We start from the raw sequence: 13243 nt of genomic DNA on the forward strand, positions 1-13243 counted from the left end.
CCCCCGTGGCCGCTCCCTTGCATGTTCCCAGGTGAACCCATGTCCAGTGTTTCCATTGACGGCGCCCCCGATGCCGGCGAGAACACCCGTTTCATCATCCTGATCAGCTGCGTGGCCACCATCGGCGGCTTCCTGTTCGGCTTCGACAGCGGCGTGATCAATGGCACCGTCGATGGCCTGAAACAGACCTTCCACTCCACCGCCGCCGAGACCGGTTTCGAGGTCGCCTCGATGCTGCTGGGCTGCGCCATCGGCGCCTTCTTTGCCGGCCGCCTGGCCGACCGCTGGGGCCGCCGTGCGGTCCTGATCATTTCCGCCGCGCTGTTCCTGCTCTCGGCCATTGGTGCCGGCGCCTCGCACAGCTCTGGCTTCTTCATCTTCGCCCGCGTCATGGGCGGCTTCGCGGTGGGTGCGGCCAGCGTCATCTCGCCGGCCTACATCGCCGAGGTCGCTTCGGCGCGCTATCGCGGTCGGTTGGCCACCATGCAGCAGATCGCCATCATCAGCGGGCTGTTCTGCGCGTTCCTGAGCAATTACCTGCTGGCCAACGCCGCCGGTGCCTCCACCGAGCCGCTGTGGGCGGGGCAGGCCGCCTGGCGCTGGATGTTCTGGATGCAGGCAGTTCCCTCGGTCCTGTTCCTGGTGTTGCTGCTGGTCATCCCTGAGAGCCCGCGTTTTCTGGTGGTCAAGGGCCGCCGCGAGCAGGCGCTGGTGGTGCTCAAGCGCCTGTACGGCAACGCGGCCGCGCAGACCAAGCTGAGCGAGATTTCCGCCTCGATGTCGGCCGACCAGCACAAGCCCAAGTTCTCCGACCTGATCAACAAGGCCACTGGCAAGATCCGCCCCATCGTCTGGATCGGTATCGGCCTGGCGGTGTTCCAGCAGCTGGTCGGCATCAACGTGGTGTTCTACTACGGCGCAGTGCTGTGGCAGGCGGTGGGCTTCTCCGAGCAGGACGCACTGCTGATCAACGTGCTCTCCGGCGGCCTGAGCATCGGTGCCTGCCTGGTCACGGTGATGCTGGTGGACAAGATCGGCCGCAAGCCGCTGCTGTGGATCGGCTCGGCCGGCATGGCGGTATCGCTGGCACTGGTGACCTACGCGTTCGCCACCGCCTCGCTGGACCCCAACGGCAAGCTCGCCATGTCCGATTCCATGGGCATGCTGGCGCTGGTGGCGGCCAACGTCTACGTGGTGTTCTTCAACGCCTCCTGGGGCCCGGTGATGTGGGTCATGCTGGGCGAGATGTTCCCCAACCAGATCCGCGGCTCGGGCCTGGCCATCGCCGGCGCCGCGCAGTGGACCTCCAACTTCGCCATCACCGTCAGCTTCCCGATCCTGCTCGGCAGCATCGGCCTGGCCGGCGCCTACGGCATCTACACCGTCGCCGCGTTCATCTCCGTGTTCTTCGTGCTCAAGTACGTCTACGAAACCAAGGGCAAGGAATTGGAGCAGATGGAGGGTTGATTTCAGTGCGTTGTGCCGATATCGGCATGGGAAGCGAAGAAGGCCGCGCATTGCGCGGCCTTCTTCGTTAATGATCCCGCATGAGGTCTTTCCAAAGTCCCGCATACCTGCATCGCTTCAGGCGCCTCGACTGCCTGCAGTGATGGCCTGCGCTGTGTCAGGCCGCTTGATTCCGCGTGGCCCAACGCACCAGCAAAGTGCAATGCACATCTTCAACGGCGATAACCGCCTGGAAGTGCACCGGCTCTTTTTGCAAATTGTGCGCCACCGCTATACTCCAGTAGGCAGTTTCCCTCCAAACTAGGGCGAATCGTGGGACCAAGGAGCGGTGGTATGGCGGTAGCTAAAGAGCTTGTCAGGGGCATGCTGATCAGCGTGTGCTACTGCTTGGTGTTTCTGATGCTTTGGCGTTTGTCGATCGACCAATGGTATCTGCCGGTTGGTTTGCGTGTAGTCACCTTGCTCTTCCGGCCTTATCGTGAATGGCCTTTTCTGTTGGCAGGTGACGCTGCGGCAATGTTGTTCTTGCGTATTCCGCTTGGAGAATTGCAAGGCTTCAATCCATTATGGTCATATCTGAGTCCCTTCCTGCATGCGCCTTTGATTGCTGGGGCGATTGGCCTGCTTCGGTACCAGGTCCCTCACATTGTCAAAAGCCAGCAATGGTTTATTCCTGCTGTTCTTGTCGTGGCTCTCTGGAATGCTATATGTAGCTTGGTATTAAATTCGACCCTAGGCGGACCGCGGGCTGACCCCGTGCTTGACCTGCTATTGCGCTATTGGTCGGGCAGCTATCTGGGCATGCTGGTCTTGGTTCTTCCTGCGATCTTGTGGTCGAACTGGAACGATGGTCCTGTACGCCTGACTCTTCAACGAGATCTCGCAATCGCGGTAGCTGTTATTCTAAGCCTGTTTTTCTTGTTGGGGGTTTCACAAGATCCATCGACCCGAAACATCTTGATGATTGCGATGCTTGTGCCAATGGTCGTGTTGACTTTCAGGCATGGGTGGAGAGGCGGCGCTCTTGGATCACTATTGGCAAGCTTCGCAATTGAGTTCTCGCTTCCTCGGGTGTATCAGATCGGGTTCTTTGATCAAGAGGTTTTTAGTATCCAGTTGCTTTATGCGGTCACCACGACAGCTCTTTTTGTCTTCAATGCTCGTTTGCGCGAGCCTGCCCGCGATAAGGTTTCGAATCAGCCAGGAGATGACGCCTTCACGCTAGCCCGGGCGAGCTATTCCAGCGCTGAACGCATGCTGCGCAATCGGGTACTCGAATACTCGGATATCAACGTGCAGATCAACAAGATGCGCAAAGACGTGGTAGCCGATTTGAGGCTGAAAGGGCAACATTCTGTGGCGATGGAAATGACGCGAGTCGGTGTTCTTGAGTCGCGATTGCTTCAGCAGTATGTGGCTGCGCTGTACCCGCTGGAAATCGAGACACATGGGCTGTATCAGGCGTTGCGTTCGCCAGCGCTTGAACGTTTCTGCCAATCTCAGTTTCAATGCGTGTTTCGTGGTGACTGTAGGAAACTATCACTGGAACTACAGTTGAGCGCTTATCGCAGTGCGCTAAATTGTGTTGAGCTCTTGCCATCGGCTGGTAGACACTTCATCCAGGCTCGTGCGTGGACAGGGAAAGGTGCTAGAGGCGTTTTGCTGCGTGTGATTTCGGATTCGTCGTCAGCTAAAGCGGCCAAGTGCGACACAAACGATGCAGAGGCCGAACTGAAGGCGCGATTGAAAGCGCATGGCGGCATATTTCGCCGCCGCCATGCCTCGGTTCTAACCTTTATGGTTGCCGAGCCCATCTCCGTTGAAGTCAGGGGGAGACTATCCAGTATTCCCCAGTTGCTTCCCGCCGGTTGAACACCGTGAAGTTCTTTGTCTTGTAGACGAGTCGTGCTTGATCGCTCTGAGTTGCATCAACCACCGTCGGATTGTTTGAACTCGTGCTTGCCGAAATCCTGTTTGCTGCAGGCAACACGACGCGTTCTACATCCTTGCCCATTGGCAAGGTCCAGAGTGCGTTGTCTACTCTTGCTACCACTGCGTGGACGACTCCCGTTACATCGTTGATCTGAAGATATGTCACTCCATCACGATGGAGTTCATAAATGGCAAACGAAGGGTCCATGGTCAGGTTGGCAGCCTTGGGGTTGCTATCGCCAAGTCCTGTCGTTGCATGTATGCCGACACCACCATTGCCACAGCACTGAGCCATGGTCACGCCTGATGCCAACATTCCAGAAATGGCGCAAAAAGCCATAAGCCAAATTTTTGCGTTCTTCATGATTTTGCCTTCCCCCTGCATGGGGCAACTCCGCCTGCGATTCAGGCGCCTATACGTTACGTGGTGAATGGCACATTTTGTTGATCGTTTGTCGCAGAAAATCGTTGCGGCATACCGTTCTCCGATCAGCGAGCAATAGTTAACCGTGTCAGCTGTTAGTTGGACTTATCCGATCAAGCGCAATGTACGTTGCTGAGGCGCGCTATCTAGCGACTTGGCTTGAGTTCGCCATCTGCACGCTCAAACCATGCAATCACCCGCCGGTGATGAGGTTCGCCCCAGCGACGCAGGAATTGCTGGGTGTGGTGCTCCCTGGGATCGCGCAGGCTGGCGAGCCGTTGGGCGATGAAAGGCGCGGTCAGTGGCTGGGCGCAGTCGACTTCGATGCAGTGGCGCCAGGCGCTATAGCTGGCTGGGATGACAGCGGATATCGTGATGCTCTCTGGTAAGAGTGAACGTCGGGGTATTGGCGGTGCGCGGTGGGCTTGATTTTGCGCCGAAAGTGTTACTTTATAACACTTGATCTGTCATTTCTTCTGGTCACCTTGTGTCGCGTTCCTTGCTGCCGAGTGTTGTTTGCCTACTCACCATGCCGGACCTTCCATGCTCCAAGTGGGGCGGTGGCTGCGCCCGCTCTTCGGGATTGGCCCGATGAGGCGGCGGCAGGTCTTGGGTTTGGCAGGCGCAGCCTTGGTGCTGTCGCCGAGCCTGGTCCATGCGCAGTCGCTGCCGAGGCTGCGCACCTTCGACCTGCAGCGTCAGGATGGAGGGCTGCGGCTTCGACTCGCTCTGGGTACGCAGGTCGCCTACCGCAGTTTCAGCTTGTCCAATCCGGCGCGCTTGGTCGTCGACCTGTCGGGTATTTCGACGCAGGCACCGCAGATGGATCCAGTGCCCGAAGGTTTTGCAGTCACCGCCATCCGCAGCGGCCCGCATGGTGATGGGCTGCGCGTCGTGCTCGATCTGGCGCAGCCGCTGACGGCCACAGCGCGATGGGAGGACAGCGTGCTGGTGTTCGATCTTGCTGCCGCTCCCGGCGCTGCGTCGTTGCCCGCGGCGGATCCGGCTGCTGCGACGGCAGCGGTCACACGCTCGCGCCTGCATCCGTACGTGATCGCCATCGACGCTGGCCATGGCGGCAAGGATCCTGGCGCGGTCAGCGCGGATGCGCGTTACGAAAAGCATGTGGCCATGGCGGTGGCAGGGCGGCTGCATCGGCGGCTGGCCACCGATCCGCGCTACCGGCCGACCATGATTCGCAGCGATGACAGCTTCGTGCCGCTGCACGAGCGAGTCATGATCGCGCATCGCCGCAATGCCGATCTGTTCGTCTCCATCCATGCCGATGCGGCTCCGAATGCGCAGGCGCGCGGTGCGTCGGTGTTCGCCCTGTCCGAAAACGGTGCCAGCTCGGCGCTGGCGCGCTGGATTGCCGATAGCGAGAACGCTGCCGACGCTATGGGCAATGCCGCGCGCCGGTTGCGGGTGCCCAGCAATCCGGTGCTGTCGCAGGTGCTGGCCGACCTGTCGTTGAGCGGCACCATCGCCAGCAGTGTGGCGTTCGGCAAGTTGATGCTCGGGCGTCTGCAGCAAGTCACGCACCTGCATCAGGGCGAGGTCGGGCAGGCCGGTTTTGCGGTGCTGAAATCGCCGGATATTCCGTCGTTGCTGGTGGAGACCGGCTTCATGAGCAATCGCGACGACTGTCGACGCCTGTGCGGCGACAGCCATCAGGACGAGCTTGCGCAAACGCTGCACGCCGGCATCGACGACTACTTCGCCCTCAACGCCCAGCACATCAGCCGCTCTTAGGCCTTCCCCGCTCGCGTATGACGCGTACTCCCACTTTTTGATCGACGAGTTTGCAATGTCCGCCACGCTTCCCGATGTTGCCGTTTCCGAACCTTCCGTGCCGGGCGCGCCGTTGCGCTGGGTGGGTATGCATGACATCGCCATTCCAGTGCGCCTGGACGAGGCCGCACCTAGCGGGACAGTGAATGCGCGCGCCAGCGTGCAGGTGGATCTGCCGCGCGCCGACCTCAGGGGGATCCATATGTCGCGGTTGTATCGCCTGCTGGACCGGCACCTGGAGCAGCCGGTGGCGCCGGCGATGCTGTCGCAGTTGCTGCAGGTCTTGATCGACAGCCACGCCGATTGCGGTAGCCGTGCCGCGCGGGTCTCGCTGGCGTGCGAGGTGATGCTTCGCACGCCGGCCTTGCTCAGCGAAGGCCTTTCCGGCTGGCGCGCATACCCGGTGCGCATCGATGCACAGCGCGTGGCAGGGCGCTGCCAGCTGCAGCTGCAGATCGAGGTCCTGTACGCCTCGACCTGCCCGTGCTCGGCGGCGTTGTCGCGGCAGCTGTTGAGCGAGGCGTTTGTGCAGCACCACCACGGCCGCACCGCGATGCCGCTCGACGAGATTGCGCAGTGGCTGCAGGCACACGGTTCGTACGCCACCCCGCATAGCCAGCGCAGCGTGGCGCAAGTGCGCGTTGATCTGGACGATAGCGCATCGCAGCTGGACATTCGTGCGTTGGTCATGCTGTGCGAACGCGCACTCGCTACGCCGGTACAAGCTGCGGTACGTCGCATCGACGAACAGGCATTTGCGCGGTTGAACGGCGCCAACCTGATGTACGTCGAAGACGCCGCCCGTCGGCTGCGCGCGGCATTGGCCGAGCGCCACGCGGCATTCCACGTGGCAGTGCGCCATCTGGAAAGCCTGCATGCGCACGATGCCGTTGCCGAAACCGGCAGCGATCGCGCCGACATCCATCCGCTGTCCAGTTGAGGAGTGCGCATGTTTTGCAAAGGCCGCAGACGCATCACACCCACGCCGCGCAAGCGCGCGGTGTCGTTCAGTGCAATGAAGTGTGGCGAACATGCCTTGCGTGGCGCGTTGTTCGTCGATCCTGCCGTGCTGCTGGCACTGATGTGGCTGGTGTGAGCGACGCCGCTGGTAGGCGCGCCGGGATAGGGCGCCGGGCTCGGGGTGGAGCGGCCATCGCAGGTCGAACACGCTGGTGGGCCACAGGACGTGGACGAGAACCGGCCTCGACCATACAGTTCCAAGCAGCATGCACCAGATCCGAGCCGCGCGTGCCGTTGCCGCGGCGCTGCCGCCGCCTGTAGTGGCGTGGCGGCTCGCCTATCGCAGGACACCGGTGCCATAACGCAAAAACCCCGCATTGCGGGGTCTTGGCGTCCTCTGCGGCAAGACCAACGTGGCGCTCCCTAGGGGGCTCGAACCCCTGTTTTAGCCTTGAGAGGGCCACGTCCTAACCACTAGACGAAGGGAGCGTTTTGTCGCGTCTTGTGCAGCGCGCTAGTATAGTGAGGTAATAGCCGTTGGGCAATCCTGCAACACAAGACGGAAGCGCCATCATCGAACCCTCAGTTACATCCCCGTTCACGCTGCGCGTCATTCCACGCGATCAGCACACCATCTCGCGCAAGGACATCAGCCCCAACGCGCTGCGCGTGTTGTACCGCCTGCGCGAATCGGGCTTTGGCGCCTACCTGGTCGGCGGCGCGGTGCGCGACCTGCTGGTCGGCGGCCATCCCAAGGATTTCGACGTGGCCACCAGTGCGACGCCGGAAGAGGTCAAGGCGCTGTTCCGCAATTGCCGCCTGATCGGCCGCCGCTTTCGCTTGGCGCACGTGGTGTTCGGCCGCGAGATCATCGAGGTGGCCACCTTCCGCGCCAACAGCGACGATGGCAGCGGCGACCGCGAGCTGGATAACGGCCGGCTGGTGCGCGACAACGTCTACGGCACCATCGAAGACGACGCGATCCGCCGCGACTTCACCTGCAACGCGCTGTACTACGCCATCGAGGATTTTTCGGTGCGCGATTACTGCGGTGGCTTCGAAGACGTGCAGGCGCGGTTGATGAAGCTGATCGGCGATCCGGAACTGCGCTACCAGGAGGATCCGGTGCGCATGCTGCGCGCGGTGCGGCTGGCGGCCAAGTTGAATTTCGAGATCGAGGCTGGCACGGCCGAGCCGATCCCGCGCCTGGCCGGGCTGTTGTCCGAAGCTGCGCCGGCGCGCCTGTTCGAAGAAATCCTCAAGCTGTTCCTGTCCGGGCATGGCGTGGCCAGTTTCGAAGGCCTGGAACGCTATGGCCTGCTCGGCGTGCTGTTTCCGGAAAGCGCGGCGGCGTTGAAATCCAACCGCAGCGGCGCGCTGCGCGCGATGGTGCTGGAAGGCTTGCGCAATACCGATGCGCGGGTGGCCAACGACGAGCCGGTGTCGCCGGCGTTCCTGTTCGCGCTGCTGCTGTGGCCGGCGTTCTGCCGCACGCTGATGGGGCTGCAGGCGCAGGGCGTGCAGCCGGAAGATGCGCAGCGCCGCGCGGCCGACCGGGTCACCTTGCACCAGCTGGAGCGTGTGGCCCTGCCGCGCCGTTTTTCGTTGCCGATGCAGGAAATCTGGCTGCTGCAGACGCGCTTCTCCTCGCGTCAGCGCAAGCGCGTGTTCCGCACCCTGTCGCATCCGCGCTTTCGTGCCGCGTTCGATTTCCTGGCCTTGCGCCAGTTCGCCTCGCCCGATCATGCGGCCGATGTCGAGTTCTGGCGCGAGGCGCAGAAGTCATCCGGCCAGGAGTTGGTGGATGCGATCGAATCGGCGCAGGCCGACCACGAGGGCGAGGACGGCGCGCCGCGCAAGCGTCGCCGCCGCCGTCGGCGCACCGGCACACCGGCAGGCGAGTAGAGCATGCACACCGCCTTTGTCGGCCTGGGTGCCAACCTGGGCCCGGCCGAGGCCAGCGTCCGTGCGGCCATCGCCGCGCTGGCTGGGTTGCCGCAGTCCACGCTGGTCGCGGCTTCGCGCCTGTATCGGACCCCGGCCTGGGGGCGCGAAGACCAACCCGATTTCATCAATGCCGTCGCCCAGCTGCATACCGCGCTGGCCCCGCTTGCGCTACTGGAGGCCTTGCTCGGCATCGAGCGGGCCTTTGGCCGCGAGCGTCTGGCCGGCGAGCGCTGGGGCCCGCGCACGCTGGATCTGGACCTGCTGCTCTACGCCGACCAGATGCTGGACCTGCCCCGGCTGCAGGTGCCACATCCGCATCTGCACGAACGCGCCTTCGCCCTGCTGCCGCTGTCCGAGCTCGCGCCGGAGGCGATCATTCCGGGGCATGGAACAGTGCGGCACGCCCTGCAATCCATCGATGCCTGCGGGCTGGAGCCGATTGGGTAGATAATGGCCGGCTCATCACCCCACGTAATGACTTCATGAGCAGCCATAGCGACAGCAAGCCCTGGACCGTGCCCGCCCTGGCCGAGGCCAAGCGGGCGGGTCGAAAACTGGTCATGTTGACCGCCTACGACGCCGGCTTTGCCCGCACTTTCGACGCCAATGGCGTGGACCTGATCCTGGTCGGCGACTCGCTGGGCATGGTGGTGCAGGGGCACGATTCGACCTTGCCGGTGACCACTGCCGACATGGTCTATCACACCGCCGCGGTGGCACGGGCGCTGCGGCAGGCACTGCTGGTGGCCGATCTCTCGTTCCAGGCCGACGCCACGCCCGAGCGTGCGCTCGATGCGGCCACCCGGCTGCTGCAGGCCGGTGCGGAGATGGTCAAGATCGAAGGCGCCGGGCACAAGCTGGAGGTCATCCGCTACCTGGTCGAGCGCGAGATCCCGGTGTGTTCGCACCTGGGGCTGACCCCGCAGTCGGTGCTGCGCTTCGGCGGCTACAAGGTGCAGGGCCGTGGCGAAGCCGGCGAGCAACTGCGCCGCGACGCACAGGCGGTGGCCGATGCCGGCGCCAGCCTGGTGGTGCTGGAATGCGTGCCGACGCCGATCGCCGCGCAGATCAGCGCCGAGCTGCAGGTGCCCACCATCGGCATCGGCGCCGGCCCCGGTTGCGACGGCCAGGTGCTGGTGATGCACGACATGCTGGGCCTGGACAGCGGCCATCGCCGTCCCAAGTTCGTCAAGGATTTCCTGGCCGAGGGCGGCTCGGTGGCGGGCGCGGTGCGTGCCTATGCACAGGCTGTGCGCGATGGCAGTTTCCCCGATGCAGAGCACGCGTACGCCGCATGATCCAGACCATTACCGATCTTTCCGCCCTGCGCGCCCTGGTCACCGGCTGGAAGCGCGAGGGCCTGCGCGTAGCGCTGGTACCCACCATGGGCAACCTGCATGCCGGGCATTACTCGCTGGTGATGCTGGCACGCCAGTACGCCGACCGGGTGGTGTCCAGCGTGTTCGTCAACCCGACCCAGTTCGGCCCGAACGAGGATTTCGCCCGCTACCCGCGCACCCCCGAGGCCGACCTGCGCGGCCTGGAAGATGCCGGCTGCGATGCGCTGTGGCTGCCGGACGTGGACACGATGTACCCGCTGGGTACGGCGCTGGCCACGCCGATCCACGCGCCGGGCGTCAGCGACGTGCTCGAAGGCGTGTGCCGGCCAGGCCATTTCGACGGTGTCTGCACCGTGGTGGCGCGCCTGTTCAACCAGGTGCAGCCTGACGTGGCGGCATTCGGCAAGAAGGACTACCAGCAGCTGGCGGTGATCCGGCAGATGGTGGCCGACCTGGCGTTCCCGATCGAGATCCTGGGCGGCAGCATCGTGCGCGAGGCCGACGGCCTGGCGATGAGCTCGCGCAACCAGTATCTGTCGGCCGACGATCGCCCGGCTGCCGCGCAGATCCGCAAGGTGTTGCTGCAGATGCGCGACAGCTACACCGCCGGCACGCCGCGTGCGCAGGTCGAACAGGCCGCCACCGGCGCGCTGCAGCAGGCCGGATTCCAGGTCGATTACGCGGTGGTGCGGCTGCCGGACCTGAGCGAGCCGGGCGAGGGCACCTCCGGTGCACGCGTGGCGCTGATCGCCGCGCGGCTGGGCGGCACGCGGCTGATCGACAACCTGGAATTCTGATCCGGCCGGCCGGCCGGTCGTGCGCCAGCCGCCGGCGCTGATGTCTGGCTGCGTGGCCTGCTCTGGGCGAGGTCAGGCCGTTGCCTCGGCAGCGGCCTGAAGCCCTCACGACCGCCTGCAGCGCAGACCGGTGGGCGCGGGCGCTTTCCGCTAAAATGCCGGCTTTCCTTTCGTTGTTGCCTTCCGTCCATGCATCTGTCCCTGCTGAAAGCCAAGATCCACCGCGCCACCGTCACCCACTCCGAGCTGAACTACGAGGGCTCGATCGCCATCGACGGCCTGCTGCTGGAAGCGACCGGCATCCGCGAATTCGAACAGGTCCACATCTGGGACGTCACCAACGGTGCGCGCTTCAGCACCTACGCCATCCGCGCCGAAGAGGGCAGCGGCATCATCTCGCTCAACGGCGGCGCCGCGCGTCACGTGCAGGTGGGCGATCTGATCATCGTGGCTGCGTTTGCCAGCATGAGCGAAGACGAAGCCAAGACCTTCAAGCCCAATCTGGTATATGTGGGCGCGAACAACGCGATCTCCCACACCAACCACAGCATCCCCACCCAGGCCGCATGACACATACCAACGGATTCGACGCGCTTCACGCCCACGCCCAGCGCCTGCGCGGCGCTGCCATCCCCGCATTGCTTGCCGCCGAGCCGCAGCGGCCTACGCAGTACGCCAGGCAAGTCGGTCCGTTGTATTTCAATTTCGCGCGACAGAAGTACGATCGCGCCGCGCTCGACGCCTTGTTCGCCATCGCGCGCGAGCGCGATCTGGCAGGCGCGTTCCAGCGCCTGTTCCGTGGCGAGCAGGTCAATGTCACCGAGCAGCGCGCCGCCTTGCATACCGCATTGCGTGGCGATCTGACCGACGCGCCGGTGGCATCGGAGGCGTATGCCATCGCTGCAGAAGTGCGGCAGCGGATGGGTGCGCTGATCCAGCAGCTCGAAGGCACCGACGTCACCGATATCGTCAGTGTCGGCATCGGTGGGTCGGACCTGGGCCCGCGTCTGGTGGCCGATGCACTGCGGCCGGTCTCCGGTGCGCGCTTTCGCGTGCACTTCGTTTCCAACGTCGACGGTGCCGCCATGCAGCGCACCCTGGCGACGCTGGACCCGGCGCGCACCGCCGGCATCCTGATCTCCAAGACCTTCGGCACCCAGGAAACCCTGCTCAACGGCAGCATCCTGCACGCCTGGCTGGGCGGCAGCGAACGCCTGTACGCAGTGAGTGCCAATCCCGAGCGCGCCGCCAAGGCCTTCGACATCGCACCGGGCCGGGTGTTGCCGATGTGGGACTGGGTTGGCGGCCGCTATTCGCTGTGGTCGGCGGTGGGCTTCCCGATCGCGCTGGCGATCGGTTTCGAACGTTTCGAACAATTGCTGGAGGGCGCCGCGCAGTTCGACGCGCATGCGCTCGACACCCCGCTGGAAGAAAACGTCGCGGTACTGCATGGGCTGACCGCGGTGTGGAACCGCAATCTGCTCGGCAGCGCTACCCATGCGGTGATGACCTACGACCAGCGCCTGGCACTGTTGCCTGCCTATCTGCAGCAGCTGGTGATGGAGAGCCTGGGCAAGCGCGTCAAGCTCGATGGCTCGGCGGTGGACAGCGACACCGTCTCGGTGTGGTGGGGCGGCGCAGGTACCGATGTGCAGCACAGCTTCTTCCAGGCGCTGCACCAGGGCACCAGCGTGGTGCCGGCCGATTTCATCGGCACCGTGCACAACGACGACCCGTATGCGGAAAACCATCTGGCGCTGATGGCCAACGTGTTGGCACAGACCGAGGCGCTGGCCAATGGCCAGGACAGCAGCGACCCGCACCGCAGCTATCCGGGCGGCCGCCCGAGCACGGTGATCCTGCTCGATGCGCTCACCCCGCAGGCGTTGGGCGCGTTGATCTCGATGTACGAGCACAGCGTGTACGTGCAGTCGGTGATGTGGGGCATCAATGCGTTCGACCAGTTCGGTGTGGAACTGGGCAAGCAGCTGGCCAGCCAGTTGCTGCCGGCGCTCAAGGGTGAGTCTGCCGATGTCGCCGACCCGGTGACGCGCGAGCTGCTGGGCAAGCTGCGCGGCTGAGCGTTCGCGCAGTGCTCGTGAAAGACGACGGGGCCTGCGGGCCCCGTTTCGTTTCGAAATGGCTGGCAGTCGTGCAGCCATTTAGAAATGGCCAAATTTCCCAAAATGGGACGTCAGGAGTAGGCTGGTGACCAACGCCGCGCGCAGGACCGTCTCATGTCTCGCCTCCACGATCTGCCCGAGCTCGAAAAATCGCCCGCCGCCGACATCAAGGTGAAGGGCTGGCCCAGCCTGATGCGCAAGGTGCGCTCGCATGGAGCGGTGGTCATCACCAACCACAATCACCCCGAGGCGGTGGTGGTGGATGCGGAGGAATATCGCCGTTTGGTGAGTCAGGCAAGCGCGTCGGACCAGGCGCTGGCGCGCGCGCAGGCATTGCAGGCGCTGCAGGCCCGGTTCGATACGCATCTTGCCGCGCTGAGCGATGGCGCAGCGTTGACCCAGGCGATCGTCCGGCCGGCGCACCGCGGCAGGAAGGTGAAGCTGGGGCCTTCGCTCTGACCC

14 protein-coding genes and 1 tRNA gene are annotated in these 13243 nt (G+C 63.9%); 12 read left to right on the forward strand and 3 right to left on the reverse strand.

Features of this window, described 5'->3' with window-relative positions:
* Positions 1-39 precede the first annotated feature (39 nt).
* Together XcodCFBP4690_RS08080 and XcodCFBP4690_RS08085 are read left to right on the forward strand one after the other, a co-directional pair.
* Positions 40-1467 (forward strand): sugar porter family MFS transporter, encoded by a 1428-nt coding sequence (locus tag XcodCFBP4690_RS08080; protein WP_167394520.1) that lies wholly within the window; start codon positions 40-42, stop codon positions 1465-1467.
* 333 nt (positions 1468-1800) lie between these two features.
* Positions 1801-3339 (forward strand): MASE1 domain-containing protein, encoded by a 1539-nt coding sequence (locus tag XcodCFBP4690_RS08085; protein ID WP_104540467.1) that lies wholly within the window; start codon positions 1801-1803, stop codon positions 3337-3339.
* Here the strand turns inward: XcodCFBP4690_RS08085 and XcodCFBP4690_RS08090 are convergent.
* Both XcodCFBP4690_RS08090 and XcodCFBP4690_RS08095 read right to left on the reverse strand, forming a co-directional pair.
* Entirely contained in the window at positions 3293-3763 is a 471-nt protein-coding gene (locus XcodCFBP4690_RS08090; protein WP_228962088.1) for a hypothetical protein, read from the reverse strand. The two genes, XcodCFBP4690_RS08085 and XcodCFBP4690_RS08090, sit on opposite strands and share 47 nt — an antisense overlap.
* 206 nt (positions 3764-3969) lie before the next feature.
* A complete protein-coding gene (locus tag XcodCFBP4690_RS08095; protein ID WP_167394527.1) occupies positions 3970-4200 on the reverse strand; it encodes a hypothetical protein in 231 nt (76 codons plus the stop codon).
* Between the two features lie 214 nt (positions 4201-4414).
* Between XcodCFBP4690_RS08095 and XcodCFBP4690_RS08100 the strand changes: the two genes are divergently transcribed.
* From XcodCFBP4690_RS08100 to XcodCFBP4690_RS22700, 3 genes are read left to right on the forward strand one after another with little or no spacing between them, the layout of a single operon-like run.
* Positions 4415-5575 (forward strand): N-acetylmuramoyl-L-alanine amidase, encoded by a 1161-nt coding sequence (locus tag XcodCFBP4690_RS08100; protein ID WP_104540469.1) that lies wholly within the window; start codon positions 4415-4417, stop codon positions 5573-5575.
* 55 nt (positions 5576-5630) lie between these two features.
* Positions 5631-6554 carry a GTP cyclohydrolase FolE2 gene (folE2, locus tag XcodCFBP4690_RS08105; RefSeq protein WP_104540501.1) on the forward strand — a complete coding sequence of 308 codons (924 nt, stop codon included), beginning with the start codon at positions 5631-5633 and terminating at the stop codon, positions 6552-6554.
* A gap of 9 nt (positions 6555-6563) precedes the next feature.
* A complete protein-coding gene (locus tag XcodCFBP4690_RS22700) occupies positions 6564-6710 on the forward strand; it encodes a hypothetical protein (protein ID WP_167394521.1) in 147 nt (48 codons plus the stop codon).
* Between the two features lie 278 nt (positions 6711-6988).
* On the opposite strand, the gene XcodCFBP4690_RS08110 is transcribed toward XcodCFBP4690_RS22700, so the two are convergent.
* Positions 6989-7063 (reverse strand) — tRNA-Glu (locus tag XcodCFBP4690_RS08110).
* Between the two features lie 48 nt (positions 7064-7111).
* Between XcodCFBP4690_RS08110 and pcnB the strand changes: the two genes are divergently transcribed.
* From pcnB to XcodCFBP4690_RS08145, 7 genes are all read left to right on the forward strand, one after another.
* Complete coding sequence (pcnB, locus tag XcodCFBP4690_RS08115) at positions 7112-8479, forward strand: polynucleotide adenylyltransferase PcnB (protein ID WP_104540470.1); 1368 nt, start codon at positions 7112-7114, stop codon at positions 8477-8479.
* A gap of 3 nt (positions 8480-8482) precedes the next feature.
* Positions 8483-8968: a 2-amino-4-hydroxy-6-hydroxymethyldihydropteridine diphosphokinase gene (gene folK / locus XcodCFBP4690_RS08120; protein ID WP_104540471.1), complete on the forward strand. Its 486-nt coding sequence runs from the start codon at positions 8483-8485 to the stop codon at positions 8966-8968.
* A gap of 35 nt (positions 8969-9003) precedes the next feature.
* Positions 9004-9819, forward strand: a complete 816-nt coding sequence (gene panB, locus XcodCFBP4690_RS08125) for a 3-methyl-2-oxobutanoate hydroxymethyltransferase (protein WP_104540472.1) — start codon at positions 9004-9006, stop codon at positions 9817-9819.
* Positions 9816-10658, forward strand: coding sequence for a pantoate--beta-alanine ligase (gene panC / locus XcodCFBP4690_RS08130; protein WP_104540473.1), 843 nt, complete (start codon positions 9816-9818; stop codon positions 10656-10658). Before panB ends, panC begins: the two co-directional genes overlap by 4 nt.
* 189 nt (positions 10659-10847) lie before the next feature.
* On the forward strand, positions 10848-11228 hold the full coding sequence (panD, locus tag XcodCFBP4690_RS08135) for an aspartate 1-decarboxylase (RefSeq protein WP_104540474.1): 381 nt from the start codon (positions 10848-10850) through the stop codon (positions 11226-11228).
* Positions 11225-12739, forward strand: a complete 1515-nt coding sequence (gene pgi / locus XcodCFBP4690_RS08140) for a glucose-6-phosphate isomerase (protein WP_104540475.1) — start codon at positions 11225-11227, stop codon at positions 12737-12739. Before panD ends, pgi begins: the two co-directional genes overlap by 4 nt.
* A gap of 156 nt (positions 12740-12895) precedes the next feature.
* Positions 12896-13240, forward strand: a complete 345-nt coding sequence (locus XcodCFBP4690_RS08145) for a type II toxin-antitoxin system prevent-host-death family antitoxin (protein WP_104540476.1) — start codon at positions 12896-12898, stop codon at positions 13238-13240.
* Positions 13241-13243 lie beyond the last annotated feature (3 nt).

It is taken from the genome of Xanthomonas codiaei (assembly GCF_002939785.1).
Classification (GTDB): Bacteria; Pseudomonadota; Gammaproteobacteria; order Xanthomonadales; family Xanthomonadaceae; genus Xanthomonas; species Xanthomonas codiaei.